The following is a 20715-nucleotide window of genomic DNA, read 5'->3' on the forward strand; positions in this document are numbered from 1 at the left end:
TTCAGCTTTCCAACAGGATGCGGCCGCTGGCATGGGCGCCGGCGTCCGAGAAATAACGGAAATTCAGGCTGCCCTTGGCCCGGTCGTGCAACAGTTCGAGCAACACCGGATGGCCGGGCCGGATCATCTGCTGGAACTTGAGCGCATTGATGCCCCTGAACGCGCCGGCCGGGGCCAGCTGTTCGCGGCCGTAATGGATCGCCCAGTCCACCTGCACCACGCCCGGCAGCACCGGCGCCACGCTGAAGTGGCCGTCGAAGTACAGCAGGTCGGCCGGCACGACCAGCTCCAGCAGGACCCGCGCCGGGCCGGCTTCCAGCAGCCTTGCCGCGGGCAGGCGGGGGCGCTGCGGCCGCCGTTCGTCCAGCAGCGCCAGCAGCTGCGCCAGCGGGGTCTTGCCCTGGGCGTTCACCGGCCATTCGTCGAGATAGCGCCAGCGGCGCGGCAACGCCACCGCGTCGACCAGGCCCGCCAGGGCGGCGCGCAGGCGCGCGTTGAGCGCCGCCTTGCCCGCGCCGTCGAGCAGCGCGCGCCCCTCGGCGCTCGGCAGCACGAAGGCGGCCAGCGTCTGGCGCGCCGCATCCGGCACGCCCAGCACCCGCGCCTCGCGCGCCAGTCCCGTGGCGACCAGGGCGCGCTCCAGCGCGTCCAGCGAAATCCGCTTTTCTTCGATCTTGACGATCCGGTCGTTCCGGCCGCGCAGCATGAAACGACCGGCGCCGGCGTCCTCGGCGCGGTCGGCAAGCGCGAGCCAGCCGTCGGGGCCGGCAAATGGCGACGCCACCTCGAGCGCGCCGGCCTCATCGAGCCTCCAGCGCACTTCCGGCAACGGCGTCCATGCTTCGCCCGTTTCGCCCGTTTCGCCCGTTTCGCCCGTTGTGCGCCGGCGCCAGGCCACGCCGCCGCTTTCCGAACTGCCGTAGATTTCGGTCGGCGCCTGTCCGAGCAGGCCGGCCGCGTGCTTTGATGCGCCCTGCTCCAGCATGCCGCCCGACGAGAACACGGCGCGCAGCATGCACGCGGCGCCGCGCCAGTCCAGGTGAACCGGCAAGCGTTTCAGGTGGGCCGGGCTGCCCAGCAGGATGCAGGGGCGCACGCCCAGCGCTGGCGCCAGGGTTTCGGGAAACTCGTGCCGCGCGGCGTGGATGGCGCGTCCTTCGGCCAATGGCCACAGGATGCGAAACAGCAGTCCGTAGATGTGCTGGTGCGACACCGTCGCGATCACGTCAGCCGCACCGAGCGCGGCGCCGAACTGGCGCTCCAGGGCAGCCACCTCGGCGCCCAGTTGCGAGAAGCGCTTGGCGATCGGCGTCGGCGCGCCGGTGCTGCCCGAGGTGTACACCACGAGCGCGGGAAAGTCCGGCGCCGGCGTCGACCATTCACCGCGCCAGTCGTCCCCGGGGCCGGGCCCGGCCGGCCCGGTCTGCGCCGGGAATTGGCCCCAGAAGGCGTCGACCTGGCCGCCGAGCGCCGCGCAACTGGCGGGCAAGGTGTCCGCCACCAGCCACACGGTCTTGCGCGCCACCCAGGCGCCGATCAGGGCCGCCGCGAATTCGAGGCTGTCGTCGTGGTACAGCGCGACGCGGTCGCCCTCGACGCGAAGCGCGAGGGCGGCCCATGCGCGCGTGCGCGCCAGCCAGGCGCCGTGCGTCACGGCGACGCCGTCGCGCCAGCCCGCGACCGTCTCTTCGGGGCGGCTCCAGAGACGCTGAAACAGATCACGCATGATGCACACGCTTGAAGCGCAGGCGCAGCAGATATTCGCCGCCGAACATCGCGCCCATCAGGAGGTAGGCGATTACGCCGTTATACAGCGACCAGAGCGCGTCGGACGCGAACAGGGCCGTGCCGAGCGCCGCGGCCCCATTGAATACGAAGAACACGCACCAGGCCTGGGTCACGCGCCGGGTATAGGCCACCGCGGCCGGCGGCAGGTCGGGCTCGCGCAGTCGCGCCAGGCGCTCGACCATGGATGGCCCGGCCAGCAGGCTGTAGCCGAACGCCGCCAGCATGACGCCGTTGACCAGCACCGGATACAGCTTCAGCGGCAGCACGGCATTCGACGCGACCGCCGCCGCCGCCAGGGCCAGCCCTCCCGCCACGCTCCAGCGCGCCGCAAGGCTCAGCTTGAGCGTGGGCAGGCGCGTGGCGATCGTCAGCAACAGCAGTCCCGCCAGAAAGCGCGGCTCGACGCTGCCATGCCCCCACCAGATGGCCAGCGGATACACCAGCGTCAACGCCGCCGTCAGGACATTCCAGATCACGCTTCTCAGGCCGCCTGTACTTCGGCCGGCGCCTGCGCCTGCGCCTCGCCCAGGCCGACCAGGGCGGTCACGACGTCTTCGATGGTGCGGATAGTCTTGAACACTTCGGGCTGCAGGCGCTTGCCGGTCATTTGCTTGAGCTTGACCGCCAGGTCCACCGCGTCGATGCTGTCGATGTCCAGGTCGGAATACAGGTTCGACGTGGGAGTCAGTGCATCGCGGTCCAGTTCGAACATGTCGGCCAGCAGGTCGGCGACCCAGACGAACAGTTCATCGCGGTTCATGTCTTCGATACGTACCATGGGGTTCTCCTACTTCTTCCGGTTGGCTTCGATCATCGCTGCCAGCGCACGCACCGAAGCGAAATGACGGCGCGTCTCTTGCGATTCGGCCGCCAGGGTGATGCCGTAGCGCTTCTGCAGCGCCACGCCGATTTCCAGGGCGTCGATCGAATCGAGTCCCAGCCCCTCGACGAACAGCGGCGCCTCGCTGTCGATATCCTCGGGCGAGATGTCCTCGAGCTGGAGAACGTCGATGATCAGTTCCTTCACTTCCTGTTCAAGCATGTTGCTGGCCTTCTTTCATGAAAAACTGTTGCAGGTAATCGGTCAGGCGCCGCGCCGCGACCACTTCGGGCACATCGTTGGCCAGAAACACGTCGACGGCGATGTCGTCCTTGACCTCGATATGGAACTGCGCCTGGCGCGGCGGCACGTGCCACCATTTGTCGCCCTTTCCAAGGGTCGGCGGGTCGCACCGGATCACGACCGGCGTGACCGCGCGCCTGCCGCGCACGGCGACATTGGCGGCCCCACGCTTGAGCGTTGCGGCGCCGCCCGGCGGCGTGCGCGTCCCTTCGGGAAAGATGATCAGATTGCCGCCCGCGCGTAGCGAGGCGATGCAATCCTCGACCAGCTCCGGCCCGCGGTCGTTGCAGATATAGCCGGCGGCGCGGATCGGCCCGCGCATGAAGGGGTTGTTCGACAGCGTTCCCTTGACGATGCAATCGGCGTTGCGCACGAAGGCGATCAAGAAGACGGTATCGATGAGGGTCGGGTGGTTCGCCAGGATCAGCTGGCCATCGCGATCGAGCTTGTCGAGGCCGTGCACCTGGTAGCGCAACACCCCGAGCGTGCGCATGATGCCGACGAAGGCGCGAAAGCTCAGGCGCACGACCGCGCGCGCCGCGCGGCGGCGTACGGCGGGCGCGCGCACGAACAGCGACAGCGATGGGAACACCGCGATCCGCAGCAGCATGCCGCCCACCCCGAACAGCGCGAAACTCAGTCCGGTGGCGAACACCCGCCAGGCGCGGCCGGCATCAGGCAGCATCGCGTCTCCATGTCCAGCGCCTGCCTTGCGCCTCGCGCACCAATGGCGCGCCGCCGCCGAGCTGGAAGCGCAGCACCTCCAGGCCGCCCGGCATGCGCTGGCTGGACTGGCCGGCATGCGCGCACCAGGACAGCCGCAACGCCGATGCGCCGGCCGGCACCATCGCCCAGGCGAACGCGAACGGCTGCTCGTGGCAGTCCTCGAATGGGGCGAGCGGGTCCGGCAGCGGCATGTCGCACGCCACCAGCAAGACCATCGGCGCGCCGTCGGCAAGCTGGCCGCAGGCCTCGATCACGGCATGTTCGAGCGTGGCGCTGCCGGCGGCCAGGGCCACGTGATTGGCGCGGTCGGCGCGGGCGATCGAGAACAGCCCGGCGCTGGCGTTGTGCACGGCCAGGCCGAATGCGGTGGGCGACAGCGGCTCCTTGCGCGCCAGCGCGCGCAGCAGGTCGACCGAACGCGCGACCTCGCCGTGACGCGAGCAGAATACGGTGGGAATGTCGAGGTCCTGGCCGGCGACCTCGTAGGCCACTTCGAGCGCCATGCGTCCCGGCAGGCCGGCGCGGCGGCGCAACATGGCGGGCATCGCGGCGAGCTTCGGCTCGTCGCCCGGCGCCAGCGCCCAGGGTTCCTCCGCCCATGCGGCCCATCCCTCTCGTGTCGTCACGCCGGGAGCCCATGCGGCATGACGCGCGATGGAGAAAGCGACCTCGTTCTCGAACATAAAACTGCCAACAATGGGGGAATGACGCGTCCATGGGACGCCCGGGAAAACTGATCCGATTATAAACGCTCAGTTTCCTTGTAGGAACTGTCTGACAGGCTCACACAGCAGTTTTGCAACAATGTGGCGACATCTCCCGCATGGAGTTACCTTTGGGCAACGAGGATTTTGCCACACCAGGGTGGGTACAAAGCTCACACATTGTCACGATTGGCGGTCGCCGCCAGGCGCCGCAATGGCGCGCGGCCGACTGCGACGCGCATGCCGCCGGTATCGTGATGGTTGAATGCCCGCGGGGGCGTGACCGGGGCACGGCCATGGTACGCGCAACCGGCGCGGCGGTCCGAACGACGGCGCGGGTCACCGCTGGTCATGGCGCACTGACAGGCGGTTATCGGTGCGGGACCACCGCCACGCCGCCGTCACAACCCCTGTACGTATCGGGAATGGCGTCGCTCAGCCGGGAGGCAGCGCGTAGCGACGCAGGGCGCTCGTGCGCCGCGTCAGGACGAAGACCAGGGCCACGATCCAGGCCGCTCCGGTCCAGCCGAGCAGCGCGCACCACAGGAATACCCGGTCGGTATGGGGATAGCCGCGCTTCATGGCGATCACGCCTGGCAACAGCAACAGGTACAGCAGGATCCCCAGGAGCACGAGGGCGATGCGGAAGAGGCACCACGCGGCAGCGGCCAGCAGGACGATCCCGATACGCATGACCCGCTTCATGCCTCCCCCCGGGAAGGCTGGCGCAGCCGTTCGCGCAAGGTCAGGAAGAAGGCCCCGCCGATGCCGAAGCACAGGCCGAGCACGACGGAGAGTGCGACGATCGCTTTGCGCGAACCGGTCGGCCTGGCCGGGACGACCGCCTCGTCGACGATCCTGACGTTGCTGGAGCGGTCTCCGGCGTCGACGTCGAGTTCCTCCAGCCGCCGCAGCACCGCGTTATACAGGTCGGTCTCGGCCTTCAGGTCGCGCGCCAGCCGCTCGAGCTCGGTCGCCACGGCGGGCAGGCGCCCGGTCTCTGCCTCGAGGCCGGCGATCTCCCGGCGCGCCCCTTCGAGCTGCTGTTCCAGCGCCAGCAGCTCTGGATGCCGGTCCCCGTAGCGCACGCCGAGTTCGGCGCGCCTGCGTTGCAGCTGGGACAGCTGCTCGCGGGTCGCCGACAGGCGGCCCAGCGCCAGGCGCGTATCTTCGACGACGTCCGCGGCGCCGTGCTGGCGGCGGTAGGATTCGTAACGCTCCTCGGCCGCGGCGAGGCGCTCGCGCAGCGCGGGAAGGCGCGCGCGCAGCACCTCCATCGAGCCGGTCGACTCGTTCGCTTTCTGGAGACGGACATGCTCCATGTAGACGTTGCCGATCTCGTTGAGGACGGCCGTGACGCGGCGCGGCTCGGCGCCTTCGAGCCTCACGCTGAGGACGCCTGTGTCCTTGCCGAGCTCGGCAACGTTCAGCGCGTCGCCGATCTCTTCGATGACGGCCGGGACCGGGCGCCGCGCCACCAGGTAGGCGGTGCCCGGCGCGCCCTCCATTGCGTCGATCGTCAGGCGCACGCTGGCGCCGTCGAGCGCCGCCAGCAGGGGTTCGCCGACCCGGCCGACGCCAACGGGGCGGCCGTCCGCGGCGTGCAGGCTGTAGCGCTCGCCGTCGAGGCGCGTGACATGGAACGGCTGGTCGAGAAGTTCCGGGGGTACCGACAGCTCGCCCACCCGGATGCGTTCGCCGCCCCAGGCATAGCCGCCGTAGGGCGCCGGCGCCGCGCCGCGGCCCGCATTCCAGCGCGCCAGCGCCGCGCCGACCAGCGGAAACCGGCGCGGCTCGGCCACCAGGTCCAGCCGCAGGCGCGTCGCGGCGGCCCCGATGACCGAGCGCGAGCGCAACAATTCGGCTTCGGACATGGCGCGCTTGTACGCCATGCCCGGCGTGGTGTCGCCCAGCAGGGTGCGCGGTTCGGACGAGCGCATGTCGGTCACGTGGATGAGCAGGTTGGCGGTATAGGACGGTGGCCGCGCCAGCGCATAGAGGACGCCCAGCGCCGCCACCGAGAGCGTCACCAGCGCGATGAACAGCCGGTGGCGCACCAGCACCCCGACATGCTCGGCCAGCCTGAACGGGGCCAGCGCGGGCCCGGGATCGAACCTGTCCAACGGCGTGACTTCGGGTGTCAGGATCTCGTTCTTGCCCATGCTGTTCCCTCGGTTGGACCGGCACAGCGCACCGCTGTGCAACGATTTGAATGACCTGGCGCGTGAAGGCAACCCTGCAATCACTACCCTAACGCGATAAACACTTCACTTGCTGAGCTAAATCAAGGCGATCGGTACCTCAGCAAGCGGCAGCGGTGCTCGATGCGCGTTCCCCCACCGATGCTGCAGCGGCTTTCCGCTTCTTCAGCGTCCGGGGACATGGCGGCAGTCAGGCCGATGGCGGCTGCGCCACGACCGGCGCCACGCCGGATACGGCGAACGGCGCGCGCAGGCGGCGCAGCTCTCCCAGGCCGCCACACGCGGCGAACAGCGCCAGCGCCGTGGCGCCATACACGCCCAGCTTGCCCCCGAGGGAGCGCCACGGGTCGGCGCCGAACGCCGGCGCGGACCATTCGGCCAGCAGGATTCCCGCCACGCAGGCGCCCAGCACCAGCCGCGCCAGCCGCACCGGACACATCGCGCGCCATGGCCGGCCCAGCACCTTCCCCACCGCGCGCGCGTTGGCCAGTTCGCACAGCAGGAAGGCGGCCACGCTGCCGAGCGCCGCCCCGGCCAGGCCGAACCAGTGCACGCCGGCCAGGCTCAGGGTGGCGGACAGCGCCAGTCCTGCGAGATTGATCCGCAGCGCCAGCCGGCCCATGTCGAGCGCCGGCATCGCGAAGCCGATCGCCACCGACTGCAGCGCGACCAGCACCAGGTACAGGCGCATCACCGGGACCGCCGCCAGATAGCGTTCGGTGTACACCAGCGCCACGATCTCGGGCGCCAGCAGGAACAGCGCACCGGCCAGCGGCGCGAGCAGCAGCGTCGCCGCCCCGCTCCCCTTGAGCAGCAGCGCATGCACGTCGGCGCGGGCGCCCGCGGCGACGGCGCGGTTCAGGTGCGGCAGCATGGCGCTGTTGATCGGCTGGCGGATCAGGGTGGCGACCGGCAGCACCACGGCGCCGATGGAGAACGCGGCGAACAGGTGCGCCGGCATGACCGATGCGGCGATCCAGCCGTCGGCCTGGGCCCGCATGGCGAACAGGCTGCCGCCCGCGGCGAACGGCAGTGCGTAACGCCATTGCGCCAGCAGGCTGGCCGGCTCGCAGCGCAGGCGCGCGCCGCCGGGCCGCGTCAGGAAATAGGCCGCCAGCACCGCCAGGCGCAGCGTGGCATCGAGCACCAGCGCCGCCAGCACCCAGGCGATGTCGTGCGACAGGATCGCGGCCAGCGCCACCAGCGCGGTGCGCAGCAGGGCCAGCGCCAGCTCGGTGCTGCAATGCCACAGGATACGCCCCTCGGCGATCGCCAGCGTGGTCGTGATCGACAGCAGCACCGACAGGCCGAGGTACAGCGCCGACAGGCCGTGCGTCGCCCCATGCAGCGCGCGCAGCAGATCGCCCGCGAGCGGGCTGGCCGGACTCGCGAGCAGGGCCACGACCAGGCCCATGCAGGCCAGATAGGCGAGCGCGTTGCCGATCACCGTCAGTTGCCGGCCGTCGGCCCGCGGGAGGAAGTAGTACAGCGCCTGCGGCATGAACGCCGGCGCCAGCGCCAGCGCCGTGCCCAGCATCAGGGTCAGGAAGCGGTACTGGCCGAAGGCATCGAAGTCGAGCTGGCGCACCAGGATCACGGGCATCAGGAACTGCAAGGCGAACTCGGCCATGCCGCCGGCGGTCAGGAACGCCGCCGACCGGCTCACTCCCATGGCGGAGCCGGCGCGCCCCATGTCAGTGGCGCGCCAGGTCGATCAGTTCACGCACGTAGGCGTCCACCATCCGCGTGAGCGAGAATTCGCGGATCACCTTGCGCAGGCTGGCGGCGCCGAACCTGCTCCGGCAGCCGGGATCGGCCATGCGCAGGATGCGGTCGGACAGCGCCGCCACGTCGGCCTTGGGATACAGGTAGCCGTTGCCCAAGTGCTCGACCTGCTCCGAGGCGCCGCCCACATCGGCCATGATCAGGGGCTTGCCCATGGCCATGGCCTCGAGCGCCGCGATCGAGAATGTCTCGTTGTGCGAGGGCACCACGATGACGTCGCACGAGGCGATGGCGAGCCGCACGTCGGCCAGCACGCCCGTGATCGCCACGTCCCCGGTCAGGCACAGGCTGTCGATGGTGGACTCGATCGCCGGTCGCATCGGCCCATCCCCGATCATCAGGCACTTGGCGCAGGTGCCGGCCGTGCGCGCCATGTGAAGCGCGCGCAACAGGTCTTGATGCCCCTTTTCCTGGCGCAGGATACCGCAGACGCCGACCACGTAGTCGTGCCCCGCGAAGCCGTGCTGGCGGCGGAAAGCGCTGATCTGCGCCGTCCCGAAGTCGTTCCTGAAGCGGCCGAGGTCCACGCCGTTGTGCACCACCTGCGAACTGCGCGCCCGGACCCGCTGGGTCTCCCAATACGAGCGCTGGTTCTTGCAGACGAAGACCAGCAGGTCGGACATCCACATCAGGGGACGGTACAGGACCATCTGCAGCCACGCGCGCCGCGTGAACGGCTCGGTCGAGTGCAGGATCTCGACCACGCGCAGGCGTTTGCGCGACAGCAGCCGCACCGCCCAGGCGTAGATCAGCGGATACGGGTTGGCGCAGACGACGATGTCGACCTCGCGCTGCGCCGCGTACTGCGCCAGCCGGCGCGCCGCGCCCAGGTCGAGCTTGTTGCGCGCGTTCAGGCAGAACGCCGACACCCGGCACTGCGCGTCGTCGAAGGCGCCGGGGATCTCGCCCTCGTTCTTCAGGTAGACCAGCGACACCGAGAAACGGCGCCGGTCGAGCGCCTGCGCCAGCGTGACCGCATGGGTCTCGGCCCCGCCGACGCTGGCGGACACGACCAGGAACATCACATGCAGCGGCCGTTCAGTTCCTTGTTCCATGGCAGAGCTCCTCGAGTCCATCCAGATAAGGGCCGAGCACATCCTGCTCGGCATAATGCCGCTCCATGTAGGCGCGGCAGCGCGCGCTGCACGCCTGCCAGTCGGCCCCGCCCGCGGCCAGCGCGGCGACCTGCGTGGCCATGTCGTCGAGCGTCGTTGCCGCGTGGCCCAGTCGTTCGCGGGCGATCACGCAGTCCGGATCGAAGAAGGCGACCGTGGGCGTGCCGTGGATCCAGGCCTGCAGGTACGAGTTGGGAAAGCCTTCGCTGTCCGAGGTATTGACGAACACGCGCGCCGCCGCATAGCGCCCGGCCATCCGGTGATACGGCACACGGCCGTCGAACGACAGGTTCGGCAGCAGCGCGGCCTGCGCCGCGATGTCGGCATACAGGTCGGCGGCGCCGGGCTGCTCGCCGCCGATCATGCAAAAGCGCAGGTGCGGCAGGCGGCGCGCCAGCGCGAGCAGCAGGTCGGGACGCTTGAACTGGCGCAGGTTGTTCACCCACAGCACGTCGATATCGCGTTCCACCGGCCGCGCCGCCGCCTGCACCAGCATGCGCGCGACCGTGCTGTCGCGCCGGTAGTTCTGCAGCATGGCGTCGCGCTGGTGCTGCGTCTGGACCAGCACCAGGTGCGCCCGACGCAACCCGTATTCGTACAGCTTGCGGTCGCGCCGGTACTTGATCAGGAGCGCATCCGGCACGCAATCGCTGTCGTGCGCGACCCGGAACACCAGCTTGCGGCCATAACGGCGGCAGAACAGCGCGACCAGCCCGAGCTGCATGCCGGCGCAGCTCAGGTAGTACACGTCCGCATCGGCGCGCCGCAGGGCGCGCCAGGTCTTGATCCAGCGCGGATACACGAAGCGCAGCAGCGGCAGTCCGGCCTCCTGGCCGAACGCGCGGTGGGTGACGATGCCCGACCAGCTGCGGCGGTCGGCCTGGCCGTAGTCGTACACCACCATGCTCACCTCGAAGCCGCGCCGCACCAGCGCCAGGGCCAGCAGCGTCTGCTGGACCTGCTCGCCGCCGATCCCGTGCATATTGAATTCTTCGGCCAGCACCGGCAGGTTGTCCATCCCGACGAAACAGACTTTCATGACGCCGCTCCCGCCGCCGGCCGGCCGCGCGCCGGGACGCCCGGCGCAGCCACCGGCTGCGCGGCCACGCGGTGCGCACGGGCCAGGGTCCCGACCGCCGCGCCGTAACACAGCCAGAAATACACGCTCGTAAAAGACGGCATGAAGCTGTCGTCGGTCAGGCCCTGGACCAGCAGCAGCAGGATGCAGGCCGCGCCGCCGCTGAAGAACCCGGCCAGCGCGCCCGGTGCAGCCTGGGTGGCCTGCGCGGCCTGGCGCGCCGCGCGCCGCAACAGTCGCCACGCATGGGCGAAGAACAGCGCGATCAGCACGCTGCCGACGATGCCGACGTCGAGCAGCGCGGCCAGGTAGGCGCTGTGCGGGTGCCCCACCGGCAGGATCGTGCGTGCCTGCGCCGCCTGCGACCACAGGATCGATGCATGGCCGCCGCCCAGGATCGGGCGATCGAGAATTTCCGGCAGGAGCGGCAGCCAGATGGCGTCGATGCGGCCCGAGCTGAGCAGGCCAAGGTCGCCGCCGCCGATGCCGTGCAACGCCCGCTGCGCCAGCGAATCGGACGACAGGGCCGCGACCAGCGCCAGCGCGACCAGCATCCAGAGCGGCCAGCTGCGGCCGCGCGCGCAGACCAGCGCATACAGGATCACCACCCCCAGCCCGAGGAAGGCGCCGCGCGAAAAGGTCATCAGGACGCCCCCCATCAGCACCAGGCAGGCCAGCGCCAGCGCGGCCCGCGCCGTGGCGCACCCGGCCGTCCCGAGGGCGCAGATGGCCAGGGCGAGCGCCATGTTCAGCAGCAGGCCGAGTTCGTTCGCGTGCAGGCCCAGCACCGACAGCGAGCGGCGCGATTCCTGCTGCGCCAGGTCGGCGCCGGCGCTGGCGCCGAGCAGCGCGAACAGGCAGACCAGCGTCGCCAGCACCACCGCCGACGACAGCACCGGCAGCAGCAGCCAGCGCGAATCACGCACGTTCGCCGCCAGCAGGCCCACGATCGCACAGCCGGCAATGACCAGCGCGGGGGCGAACAGGCTCACCCTCAGGTAGCCCAGCGGCGTCGTCTCGCGCACCACCTCGAGCACCCTGAAATATTCCGGGATGGCGCTTGCCGACCTGGCGCCGTTGAAGGCGGCGAACACGAACAGGGCGACATAGGCGAGGAAAGCGGGCCGCCAGCGGGGATAGCGGATGCGCCAGGGATCGAGCGCATGGCCGCATGCGACCGACACCAGCGCGAGCAGCATCACCAGCCCGACGATGCGCTGGCCGGACACGCCGGCCACGCCTTCGGACAGGAAAAAGGTCGACACATAGGGCAGCAGGAAAATCGCCGCCACGGCCAGGACACGGAAATCGCGCATGCCGGCCAAGGCCACGAGGCCGGCGCCGAGGACGGCGGCGGCGCGTACGCCGCCGAGCAGCTCGCACGCCATGCCGACCGCCAGCGCAGCACCCAGGCAGGCCAGGTACACGGGCGCCGCCGCGCCGGGCCGGGCCGCGACGGGCGGCGCAATCGATGCCGCAGGTAATGGCGACAGCGGCGGCGACGGCGGTGGCGACGTCGGTGACGACTGCGGTGGCAAGGTCGGATCGTTCATCGGGTTCTCATCGGCGCAGTCCCTCAGGGAGCGAAGCAATGGGTCTTGAAATCGACCACGGTCACGTTGCCGTCCGACGAGATGTGGTGGCTGCCGAGCGAGCGCTGCAGGTAGTCGTGCCGGATGTCGGTGACCTTGCGCTCCGCATACCTGGTCTCGTCGAGTTCGATGATCTCGTACAGGGCCAGGCCTTCCCCGTACTGGTCGAACCCCTGGCGCTGGGCGGCGCGGTAGATGCGGCCTTCGTCCACGATCAGGCCGGCGTTGCGCCCCATGTCGGTATCGATGTAGAGCGGGTTCATCGGGTGCGGCGTCCATGCTCCGCCGAGCGGATCGGGCGCATGGAACAGGCACAGCTCGGAACAGTGGTCGTTCAGGCCGGCGCGGTCGATGCTGGTGAGCAGCCACCAGCGTCCGCGGTGCTCGAAGAACATCGAGTCGGCGGCCGAGATGCCGTCGATGGCGACCGAATCGAGCGACCAGCGCAGCGGGAACTCGTCGCATTTGTAGATGCGGATCTGGTTGCTCTCGGAGGTCTCGGGACACATGTAAAGGTGGCCCGCGTATTCGAACAGGAACGGAAACGACAGGTGGAAGGGCTCGCGCAGCGCCACGCCGAGGCACTTGACGTCGGACTTGGTGATGTCGAGCACCGAGATATGCGCGCGATTGGTGGCATAGACATAGTCTTCGACGAAGCAATAGATCTTTCCGGCGTGGACCCGCAGGAAGGGATCGGCCCAGAAATGCCCGTCCGGCGCCGCCACCGGCACCCCGCGCCACAAGACGGCGTTGCGCCACCCGGAACGGGTCACCGACAGCGTCCACTTGTGACGGATGCCGAGGATGCGCCGCGCGCCGCGCAGGCCGAGCCGCCCGGCCAGCTTGAGCGCATAGCGCAGCGCGTGCAGGCCGCCCGGCGGCGCCAGGCAGCACCCCGAGTACGGGACCGGATCGCGCACCGCCGGCAGCTTGCGCGTCGCGGCCACGTCGCTCAGCAGCCTGCGCAGCTGGGCATGCGCCTTGCAGAACAGGTGCGCCTGGTTGAGCAGGAACGAATACTTGGTACGGAACGCCCCCTCGACCAGGACCTGTCCCGCCTCCCCTGCCCGTCCCAGCCGGACGATGGCAAACCCGGTCTTGCGCGTGCGGTGGTAGGTCTCCCAGAAGCCGATGGGCGCGCCGCCGGCGATCCGGTCGCGCCGGTAGTCGATGCCGATGGCGCCGAGGCGCGCCGCGCCAGCCAGGCGCTCGTCGCAGGTGGCGCCGTCGCAGCACACCAGCAGGTCCAGCTCCAGGCCGCCCAGCTCCGGGGCGGAGATCGACGCGGGCGCGCCATCGGGCAGCGCAGCGGGCGCGGGATCGGGCGGCGCGGCCGCCGCGGACCTGCGCGGCGCCAGGCTGCGCACCGGCACCCCGCGCGCCGCGGCCAGGGTGGCCACGTCGACCACTGCCAGATGCGCGCGGTGCGCCTCGTAGTGGCGCAACAGTTGACGCTCCAAGGCCGTCACGCCGGCAAGCAACAACGGCATGCGCGGCGCCGCCCCCCCGAGGGCCGCGGAACGGCGCGTGCGCCCGGCCCGGCCCGGCGGCGCCCCATCAAGGACCAGGACCAGCGCCAGCTCGAGGTCGCGGTTTTCCGCCAGCCAGTCGCACAGGGTGGCCGTGTAGCCGTCGCTCGCGCGGGTTTCGAGCAACAGGCCGACGCGCAGCGGCTTCACTGTACCGGCACGCTGCATGGCTCGCCCCTTCCCAGCGCCGTGTAATGGTCGATCAGGTATTTGGTATGGCGCACCTTGCCCAGGCTGGAAGCGCCGAACACGATCGATTCGATGCGCGGCTGGCCGCAGACGTACTCGATCGCTTCGGCGGCCGGGATCGCACCGGAAGCAAACACCGACATCGCCACCGCGCGGAACTGGCGCGAAGCGACGGCTTCCTCGTAGGCCGGCAAGCCGCCGCACATTCGGAAACCGATCTTGTTGATGTTGGCGCAGACGATCGGGTTGGCGATGCCCACGGCGTCGAGCGCCTCGAGCAGCCGGGGCAGGTTCATGGTGATGAAGCCGGGTTCGGCTCCGTAGCGCTCGCGCACATGGTCGTGGAAGGTACGCAGCGCGTCGTGGAATCCGAGACCCAGCGCCAGATCGGTGACCACGTTCTGCAGGAAGACCACCGGTGTCGGGATCGCCGTGAACATCTTCATCTCGGCGTCGATGAGACGCCGGATCAGCGCGTCGACGTCGCGCCGCGCCACCGCGATGCCGCTCTTGACCGCCGCCGTCAGCGGCGCTTCGTCCGGCAGGAACTTGCGGACCGCCTCGATGATGCCCAGTTCGGACACCGCGTTGGCATACTTGTGCGCGTAGGGCATGCACGGATAGATTTTCAGCCGGCGGTAGCGTGCCTGCTGCGCGCGGATGGTCTCGCAGATCCCTGCGACCCGCTCGTGGGTGGTGCACATCAGTACTTCGATGCCTATCTCCAGGACGCCGTCGAGCATGGCCATGATTGCCTCGTTGCTCTGGAACTGCATGCTCTGGGCCCGCGCATGCTCATCCGACATGTGGTTGATGCCGAAGAACTGGTTGTCTCCAAATAGAATACGGTCCATCAAGGGCTCCCTTTTAATACCTTCATGATCGTCTCGGGCGAGCTCAGAATCGCGTCGCGCAGCCTTGCCCAGCGCCCCGGGGCGCCGCGCGCGACCGCCAGGTCGGCGCCGCTGACGGTGTCGGTGCGGGCGCCGGACGCGCCGGCGGCGTCGCGCCGGATCATGTCGGCCACCACGTCGGTGGCCAGCCCCGCGGCCAGGCCGCAGTGGCTGTCGACCCGGCGCTGCCGGACCGATTCGGCGAAATAATCGATCTGCGCCGAGTACTCCTCGCCGCGCAGGTAGAACCACACCGGCCTGGTCAGCTCGGTGGTATAGCGGACATTCCAGCCTGCCGCCAGGTCGGGACGGGCCGCCACCGGCGTGCGCAGGTGGATGTGCAGCTCCTGGCGGCTGGCCTCGATCTTGCCGTTGGTGCCCCACAGCACGAGCGTGGTCGACATCTTGCGGTGGCTGTCGTCGCTCCAGTTGGCCGACAGCTGCGCGGTCTTGCCGTCGGCATACGACAGGTTGGCATACACCTCGTCGTCGGCCGAGGCGGAAAACACGCTGCTGAGGATCGAGCCCGATACGCCGGTCGGCGGGCCGACCATGAAGTTGAGCAGGTCGATTCCGTGGCATGCGTAGTCATACAGGCAGCCGCCGCCCTCGTTGCGGCTGCTGCGCCAGGTGGCGCCCTTCGGGCGCAGCACCACCGGGCCATAGCAGTCGACGCGCGCATGATGCACGCGCCCGATCGCGTTCACGTCGAGCAGGCGCCGGACCTCTTCGAAGGTGCCCAGGAAGCGGTTGTGGTAGCCGACCTGGGTCACGGCGCCGCGCGCGGCCGCCAGCGCCACCAGGCGCGCGCCCTCCTCGACGTCCAGGCAGAACGGCTTTTCGCAGAACACGTCGAGGCCGTGCTCGAGCGCCGCGCGCACCATCCGCGCGTGCAGCCGCGATGGCGTGGCCACCAGCACCGCGTCGAGCCGCTCGCGCTCGAGCATGCGCGCATAGTCGCTGTAGGTTGCCACCTTGGTGTAGCGGCCGATGATGTCCAGCAGCCAGGTGGCTGGGTCGCAGACGGCGACCAGCTCCAGGTCGGGATGGGCGCCCACGATGGCCTGGTGCGACAGGCCCATCTTGCCCAGGCCGGCGATGGCGATGCGAATGGGGGGCGTGTCAGGCGTGTGCATGGGTCACCTCGTGCTTGATCATGTCGTAGGCGGCGCGCCCCTTGGCGAGGAGGCCAGCGTTGGGGCCGGCCCGCTCGCGCGAGGCCAGGTAATCGAGGGCGCCTTGCGCGGTCAGCGCCGGCAGGTGGACGCAGGCGCCTTCGGCGATCAGGTAGCGGTCGACGTCGAGCAGCGCGTCCTGGTAGACCGAGATGGTGGGCACGCCCAGCACGGCCATCTCACGGGTCATGGTTCCGCCCGCGCCGATGAACAGGTCGCAGTCGCCGGCGATGGTCTCGATGTCGATCACGCCGGACAGCGTGCGGCAATGCCTGAACGCAGCGCCGGCATAATGCAGGTACTGCTCGCGCGAGCGCGGCAGCACGGTGACGCTGGCGCGGTGCTGCAGCGCGCCGATGACATCGTCGAGGAAATTGCGCGGCCCCCGGTAATACTGGGCCGTCCAGGGCTCGGGACGGACGAAGATGCGCGGCGGCGCCTGCGGATCGCGCGCGCGCGCCGGTGCCGGGCTGCGCTGCGCATACTCCCACAGGTAGATGCCCTCCTTCACGCCGGGATAGCGCTCCACCTTGGCCAGCGACGCCCCCTGGCGCCTGAGGTTCCGGGCCGTCAGGAATTCGGGCACCATGATCCGGTCGGCGCAGGCGAACGCCGGGACGTTGCCGGCGGCGTGCTCGTTGTCGTTCAGGTAGACCGACCGGATTCCCAGCAGCCGGGCCACGACCGGAGAGTGAAAAGAGCTTTGCGACACCGCCACCTCGACGCCACGCCGGCGCAGGAAGCGCACCAGCTGCGCGACGCGGATCGGGAAGCCGCAGGTCTTGCCGATCAGGGAGCGGCCATAATGCACGCCCACCGTCGTGTGCGCGATGCTGTGCATGCGCAGCAGGTCTTCGGTATTGGCCAGCGGACGGCTGGTGACGATGACCTCGTGGGAGCGCTGCAGGTCGCGGATCATCGTGCGGAACATATTGATGTGCGGCGAATTGGATAGATCGAACCAAATCTTCATGGATTCCCCCTGGCCAGTCCCGGGCATGGTCAGCCGATTGTCTCGTCGAAGCGCTCGCGCCTACCGGGCCGGCGCGCGTCGTTTGCCGCCAGCTTCTCGTACAGATCCTCGAGCGTGGCGATCATTCGCGTACTGGAGAACTCGGTCCGGACCCGCTCGCGGCCGGCCGCGCCCAGGCGCATGCGGGTATCCGGGTCGGCCAGCAGACCGAGCACCGCGGCGGCGAGCGCCGCGGTGTCGCCGGGCGCGACCAGCACGCCTTCCACCCCATCGCGCACCGCGTCCGGGATGCCGCCGACCGCCGTGGCGACGACCGGGACGCCATGCGCCATCGCCTCCAGCAAGCTCATCGGCAAGCCTTCGGCGTGCGACGGCAGCACGAACACGGTCGCCGCGTCGAGCAAGGCCGCGCGTGCGTGCGCATCGACCCAGCCGGGCAGGTCGACGCTGGCCTGCAGTCCGAGGGCGGCGACGAGCGCGCGCACCTCGTCGCGCTGCCCGTCGCCGCACAGCAGCAGCCGCGCCTGCGGCACGGCCGCGACGATCGCGGGCATCGCGTGCAGCAGGTCGTGGCAGCCCTTTCCTGCCTCGAGATGGCCGAGGAAGACCAGGGTCGCCGGCGCGCGCCCGCCCGCCTCCGCTCCCTGGCGTTGCGGCAGCAGCACCGGGTTGTGCAGGACCACCACGCGCCGCTGGGACGAGACGGAGCGCACCCAGTCCTGCAGTGCGCCCGAGACGACGACGACGGCCTGCGCGCGGTCGAAGGCGAAGCGCATCAGCAGGCGGGCCAGCGGGCCGCACCCGCTGCGGTAGTAATCCGGGTAGCGCCCCGCGTGCAGGTGCAGCGCGACCGGCACGCGGCACACGTAACCCAGCAGGAAGAAGACATACTTGCGCCAGAAGCTGGTGTTGATGGCCACGTGGATGTGCAGCAGCGCGACCTCGCCCCTGGCCAGGAGGCGCAGCAGGGCCAGCAGGGCCAGCGCGAACAGCTGGATCTTGGCCCGCCCCGGCCCGGTGCGATGGGTCGGAAGGTAGACGATATCGCCCCGTGCGAGCAGCCCCGCGGCCCGGTACACCGCGATGACCGAGGCGATGCCGCCGCAGCCATCGACATGGGTTCCGAGCATCACGATTTTCTTTTCATGGTTCATGGCTGTCGCTCCAGGCATGGGTGCGCCGTCGTTTCACAGGAAGTGGGAAGCCAGCAGGATCACGCCGAACAGCGTCAGGAGCACCGTCTTGGCGCGCCGCGTCTCGCGCTCCATGGCGGCGTCGCGCTCGCTCGCCGCGCCTGGCGCCGGGCGTACGGGGGCCGGCGTCTCTGCCTCGTCCCACAGCAATGGCAGTTGCTCGGGCGGGCTGCTGCGCTCCCGTTCGGACCGGGGGCGGCCGACATCTAGGACGTCCATGATCGCCTCCAGGACGACATGCGCTGCCTTGCCTGGCGCCCCCGCCCGCGCACCAGGGTGCGGGCATAGGTCGGCAGGCTCGCCACGACCGAGGCCAGCGAGCGGTACACGACGATGCGGTCGAAGTCGCGCAGCTGCCCGAGCAACCTGCGCTTGTAGTCATAGCGGCCGGAGAGCAGGTGGTACTCGCGCATCCCGCGCCGGATCGACTCGCAGATGCTCATGAAGCAGCACAGCAGGCCGAGCCGTGCCTGGTCGAATTCGGGATCGTGCGCGATCACGTGCATGTAGGCATGCCGGCCCACATGGGTACACGCCACGCCGGCGCGGATGCGCCCGCCGCTCCGGGCGAGCAGCATGCATCCATACGCGCCAAGCATGCTCTCCAGCGTGGCCAGCGAGTCCGCCGTGTGGCTCGGAGACTGTCCCTTGTGCCTCAGGCGCAGGCAGTTGAGCTCGACCAGGGCGGCGACATCGGCCGGGTCGATGGTGTCGGGGCCATGGAAGGAAAACGCCAGGTCGGGCGCCTGCCGCGCGAGCATTCGCTGGGCGCGCCGGATCGCCACGCGGGTATTCGGCCCAAGGCTGGCGAGATAGGTTTCTGGCGTGCCCTGCAGCGAGATCACCAGGTCTTCGGTGGCGCCGTAGCGCTGGCATGGAAACGGCATACGCCGGCGCGGCGCCTGCACGGCCGGGAAATGGATCAGGTGGACGCCCTGGTGCCGCGAGAACAGGCAGCGCACCATCTGCTCGAGCGCGCCGCCGTCGATGGCGAACTGCTCGCTCAAGACCGTGATCGCGCGCCCCTCGCGACGATACAGCACGCCCATGACGGGGATGCCGTCGCGCTGCGCGACATAGCACGCCACCTCGGCGTCGGCCGGGAGCGCCGCGCAGCGCGCCTCCGTGCAGAACACGTTCTCGTAGCACTGCTCGAGCAAGGCGCCCAGCGACGGCGGAAAGGGGCGTCCCACGAGCACGGCGTCGTGCCGTGCCGCGCCGCTTGCCAGGTCGAGTCGATCGTCGAGTCGATCATTCATTATTCCACCATGTGGTCTTGAAACGAAGCCGGGCCGCAGCGCGCCCACGCTCGTGGTCCGCAGCCCGTCAGGCATCCGTATCGCCCCCATCGCGCCGGAAGCACGGCTTGCCCGCTTCCCCGGCCAGCCGGAGGCGCAGGCGCCGCAGGCGCTTCCGGGCGTGGCGCAGCGCGGCGAGCGAATGGCCCAGGAGCCGGCCGCCCGCACCGCCCCGCGCCTGCACCTCCTCCATGAGCAGCTTCAGATCGTGCAACCGGGAGCGTGCCGCATTGCGCAACAAGGGACGCCAACAGGCGAGCGCGGCCGCTCGGGAGCGGTAGATCGTCACGCTGCTGAGCGTCTTGCGGCGTGCCAGGAAATGGGACTTCCAGTCGTGGTGGCCTCCCATCATCCACAGCTCGCGGCCGCCGAGGGTGATGGCATGGAAGATGACGTGCAGGGTCACCTGCCGGCCCGGCCGAAAGGCGTCGAAGCGTGGGTCGTGGCCGACCAGGTACAGGAAGTGGCGCGCACCGACCTTGAAGCAGAGGCTTGCCGCCACGATGGTTTCTTCGATCAGCATGAGGCCGAGGTAGCCGTGGCTGCGCGCCAGCCGCGCCATGCGGTCGATGTCGGCATTGACGACGTATCGCTCGGCACTGCGCGCATCCATTCGCTGGTCGGTCAGGCGGACCAGTTCGCGCACATGGCGCGGCGTGATCTGGTGCGTCGACAACACCTCGAAACGACACGAAGGAAATTGCGCGGCGCACTTGCGCATGCTGCGCCGCATCAGCTCCCTGGTGCTCTTGCCCAATTGCCGCATATACGCGTCCGCGCTGGGCGGAAGGTCGACCACGTTTTCTTCGAGCTGGGGCCGGACCTGGATGGGGAAGGCGAATCCGGACGCAGCGACCTGCGTGTCGAGTGCGTAGCCCTCGATGCGCCTCGCCGCCGGGTAGCGGGAAAATACGTTGGCTGCGAAGCAAGCCAGGTCGCCCTCGCTCAGGGCGACCTGCTGGTTGAGGATGCGGACCGTGTCGCGATCGATCCGGAACAGGATCAGCAGGACGATGTCATGCTCGTCGGCGGCGGCGAAGGTGTGGACGCCGTCGAGCGGCTCATAAATGCCGATCCGGGTCAGGGTGCAATAGATGTTTGCATAGAGACGCTCGAGGGCTGCCTCTGCAAAGTCTGGAATGGCGCCCTCATAAAAGCGGCTGGAAACAATGTGCTTGTCTTGGTGGGATGAAAATGGCGGATTTCCTTCTGGCCAGAAATCATCTGAAATCGCGGCTGAAATTGTCGCTGAATTCGCAGGAGCGGTGGTGTGTTCAATGACCATTTGATGACCACCCTCCGCATAAAATGAATTCACATTCAAATTCTATTTTTTTGCGATCAGTCTGG

20 protein-coding genes are annotated in these 20715 nt (G+C 69.4%); all 20 read right to left on the bottom strand.

The features are described 5' to 3' along the window. Nucleotide 1: 1 nt before the first annotated feature. The 20 genes from ABIB38_RS05760 to ABIB38_RS05855 all read right to left on the bottom strand — a co-directional run bounded on the left by ABIB38_RS05760 (nt 2) and on the right by ABIB38_RS05855 (nt 20683). Nucleotides 2–1726 (bottom strand): AMP-binding protein, encoded by a 1725-nt coding sequence (locus tag ABIB38_RS05760; protein WP_429202535.1) that lies wholly within the window; start codon nt 1724–1726, stop codon nt 2–4. Next, entirely contained in the window at nt 1719–2264 is a 546-nt protein-coding gene (locus ABIB38_RS05765) for a hypothetical protein (RefSeq protein WP_429202537.1), read from the bottom strand. Before ABIB38_RS05765 ends, ABIB38_RS05760 begins: the two co-directional genes overlap by 8 nt. A gap of 5 nt (nt 2265–2269) precedes the next feature. Beyond that, nucleotides 2270–2566, bottom strand: a complete 297-nt coding sequence (locus tag ABIB38_RS05770) for an acyl carrier protein (protein WP_429202539.1) — start codon at nt 2564–2566, stop codon at nt 2270–2272. A gap of 9 nt (nt 2567–2575) precedes the next feature. Beyond that, complete coding sequence (locus ABIB38_RS05775; protein WP_429202541.1) at nt 2576–2830, bottom strand: phosphopantetheine-binding protein; 255 nt, start codon at nt 2828–2830, stop codon at nt 2576–2578. Further along, nucleotides 2823–3596: a lysophospholipid acyltransferase family protein gene (locus ABIB38_RS05780; RefSeq protein ID WP_429202543.1), complete on the bottom strand. Its 774-nt coding sequence runs from the start codon at nt 3594–3596 to the stop codon at nt 2823–2825. Before ABIB38_RS05780 ends, ABIB38_RS05775 begins: the two co-directional genes overlap by 8 nt. Continuing rightward, nucleotides 3586–4320: a beta-ketoacyl synthase chain length factor gene (locus ABIB38_RS05785; protein ID WP_429202545.1), complete on the bottom strand. Its 735-nt coding sequence runs from the start codon at nt 4318–4320 to the stop codon at nt 3586–3588. Before ABIB38_RS05785 ends, ABIB38_RS05780 begins: the two co-directional genes overlap by 11 nt. A 456-nt stretch (nt 4321–4776) precedes the next feature. Then, the gene (locus tag ABIB38_RS05790) at nt 4777–5034 is read right to left on the bottom strand and encodes a superinfection immunity protein (protein WP_429202547.1); all 258 of its coding nucleotides are present in this window, start codon (nt 5032–5034) and stop codon (nt 4777–4779) included. Nucleotides 5035–5042: 8 nt separating this feature from the next. Further along, complete coding sequence (locus ABIB38_RS05795; RefSeq protein WP_429202548.1) at nt 5043–6503, bottom strand: GNVR domain-containing protein; 1461 nt, start codon at nt 6501–6503, stop codon at nt 5043–5045. Between the two features lie 229 nt (nt 6504–6732). After that, nucleotides 6733–8214, bottom strand: a complete 1482-nt coding sequence (locus ABIB38_RS05800) for a lipopolysaccharide biosynthesis protein (RefSeq protein WP_429202550.1) — start codon at nt 8212–8214, stop codon at nt 6733–6735. A gap of 22 nt (nt 8215–8236) precedes the next feature. Further along, nucleotides 8237–9382, bottom strand: coding sequence for a glycosyltransferase (locus ABIB38_RS05805; protein ID WP_429202551.1), 1146 nt, complete (start codon nt 9380–9382; stop codon nt 8237–8239). Further along, nucleotides 9366–10481 carry a glycosyltransferase family 4 protein gene (locus ABIB38_RS05810; RefSeq protein WP_429202553.1) on the bottom strand — a complete coding sequence of 372 codons (1116 nt, stop codon included), beginning with the start codon at nt 10479–10481 and terminating at the stop codon, nt 9366–9368. Before ABIB38_RS05810 ends, ABIB38_RS05805 begins: the two co-directional genes overlap by 17 nt. Further along, entirely contained in the window at nt 10478–12073 is a 1596-nt protein-coding gene (locus ABIB38_RS05815) for an O-antigen ligase family protein (RefSeq protein WP_429202555.1), read from the bottom strand. Before ABIB38_RS05815 ends, ABIB38_RS05810 begins: the two co-directional genes overlap by 4 nt. Before the next feature lie 23 nt (nt 12074–12096). Continuing rightward, a complete protein-coding gene (locus ABIB38_RS05820) occupies nt 12097–13812 on the bottom strand; it encodes a glucosamine inositolphosphorylceramide transferase family protein (RefSeq protein WP_429202557.1) in 1716 nt (571 codons plus the stop codon). Further along, a complete protein-coding gene (locus ABIB38_RS05825) occupies nt 13791–14687 on the bottom strand; it encodes a hypothetical protein (protein WP_429202559.1) in 897 nt (298 codons plus the stop codon). Before ABIB38_RS05825 ends, ABIB38_RS05820 begins: the two co-directional genes overlap by 22 nt. Beyond that, nucleotides 14687–15862 carry a Gfo/Idh/MocA family protein gene (locus ABIB38_RS05830; protein WP_429202561.1) on the bottom strand — a complete coding sequence of 392 codons (1176 nt, stop codon included), beginning with the start codon at nt 15860–15862 and terminating at the stop codon, nt 14687–14689. Before ABIB38_RS05830 ends, ABIB38_RS05825 begins: the two co-directional genes overlap by 1 nt. Beyond that, complete coding sequence (locus ABIB38_RS05835) at nt 15849–16874, bottom strand: DUF354 domain-containing protein (protein ID WP_429202562.1); 1026 nt, start codon at nt 16872–16874, stop codon at nt 15849–15851. Before ABIB38_RS05835 ends, ABIB38_RS05830 begins: the two co-directional genes overlap by 14 nt. A 29-nt stretch (nt 16875–16903) precedes the next feature. After that, nucleotides 16904–18028, bottom strand: coding sequence for a glycosyltransferase family 4 protein (locus ABIB38_RS05840; RefSeq protein ID WP_429202564.1), 1125 nt, complete (start codon nt 18026–18028; stop codon nt 16904–16906). Nucleotides 18029–18061: 33 nt separating this feature from the next. Further along, a complete protein-coding gene (locus ABIB38_RS05845) occupies nt 18062–18286 on the bottom strand; it encodes a hypothetical protein (RefSeq protein ID WP_429202566.1) in 225 nt (74 codons plus the stop codon). Continuing rightward, nucleotides 18274–19326, bottom strand: coding sequence for a GNAT family N-acetyltransferase (locus ABIB38_RS05850; protein ID WP_429202568.1), 1053 nt, complete (start codon nt 19324–19326; stop codon nt 18274–18276). The genes ABIB38_RS05845 and ABIB38_RS05850 overlap by 13 nt, the downstream gene beginning before the upstream one ends. Before the next feature lie 67 nt (nt 19327–19393). After that, nucleotides 19394–20683, bottom strand: a complete 1290-nt coding sequence (locus ABIB38_RS05855) for a GNAT family N-acetyltransferase (RefSeq protein WP_429202570.1) — start codon at nt 20681–20683, stop codon at nt 19394–19396. Between the last annotated feature and the right edge of the window lie 32 nt (nt 20684–20715).

This window comes from Massilia sp. UYP11 (assembly GCF_050434805.1).
Taxonomy (GTDB): domain Bacteria; phylum Pseudomonadota; class Gammaproteobacteria; order Burkholderiales; family Burkholderiaceae_D; genus Telluria.

Bases quoted from the DNA above. Each gene is read 5' to 3' on its own strand.
- ABIB38_RS05760 (WP_429202535.1), bottom strand. From the start codon at position 1,726: ATGCGTGATCTGTTTCAGCGTCTCTGGAGCCGCCCCGAAGAGACGGTC.
- ABIB38_RS05770 (WP_429202539.1), bottom strand. From the start codon at position 2,566: ATGGTACGTATCGAAGACATGAACCGCGATGAACTGTTCGTCTGGGTC.
- ABIB38_RS05775 (WP_429202541.1), bottom strand. From the start codon at position 2,830: ATGCTTGAACAGGAAGTGAAGGAACTGATCATCGACGTTCTCCAGCTC.
- ABIB38_RS05780 (WP_429202543.1), bottom strand. From the start codon at position 3,596: ATGCTGCCTGATGCCGGCCGCGCCTGGCGGGTGTTCGCCACCGGACTG.
- ABIB38_RS05785 (WP_429202545.1), bottom strand. From the start codon at position 4,320: ATGTTCGAGAACGAGGTCGCTTTCTCCATCGCGCGTCATGCCGCATGG.
- ABIB38_RS05790 (WP_429202547.1), bottom strand. From the start codon at position 5,034: ATGCGTATCGGGATCGTCCTGCTGGCCGCTGCCGCGTGGTGCCTCTTC.
- ABIB38_RS05795 (WP_429202548.1), bottom strand. From the start codon at position 6,503: ATGGGCAAGAACGAGATCCTGACACCCGAAGTCACGCCGTTGGACAGG.
- ABIB38_RS05800 (WP_429202550.1), bottom strand. From the start codon at position 8,214: ATGGGAGTGAGCCGGTCGGCGGCGTTCCTGACCGCCGGCGGCATGGCC.
- ABIB38_RS05805 (WP_429202551.1), bottom strand. From the start codon at position 9,382: ATGGAACAAGGAACTGAACGGCCGCTGCATGTGATGTTCCTGGTCGTG.
- ABIB38_RS05810 (WP_429202553.1), bottom strand. From the start codon at position 10,481: ATGAAAGTCTGTTTCGTCGGGATGGACAACCTGCCGGTGCTGGCCGAA.
- ABIB38_RS05815 (WP_429202555.1), bottom strand. From the start codon at position 12,073: ATGAACGATCCGACCTTGCCACCGCAGTCGTCACCGACGTCGCCACCG.
- ABIB38_RS05820 (WP_429202557.1), bottom strand. From the start codon at position 13,812: ATGCAGCGTGCCGGTACAGTGAAGCCGCTGCGCGTCGGCCTGTTGCTC.
- ABIB38_RS05825 (WP_429202559.1), bottom strand. From the start codon at position 14,687: ATGGACCGTATTCTATTTGGAGACAACCAGTTCTTCGGCATCAACCAC.
- ABIB38_RS05830 (WP_429202561.1), bottom strand. From the start codon at position 15,862: ATGCACACGCCTGACACGCCCCCCATTCGCATCGCCATCGCCGGCCTG.
- ABIB38_RS05835 (WP_429202562.1), bottom strand. From the start codon at position 16,874: ATGAAGATTTGGTTCGATCTATCCAATTCGCCGCACATCAATATGTTC.
- ABIB38_RS05840 (WP_429202564.1), bottom strand. From the start codon at position 18,028: ATGAACCATGAAAAGAAAATCGTGATGCTCGGAACCCATGTCGATGGC.
- ABIB38_RS05845 (WP_429202566.1), bottom strand. From the start codon at position 18,286: ATGGACGTCCTAGATGTCGGCCGCCCCCGGTCCGAACGGGAGCGCAGC.
- ABIB38_RS05850 (WP_429202568.1), bottom strand. From the start codon at position 19,326: ATGAATGATCGACTCGACGATCGACTCGACCTGGCAAGCGGCGCGGCA.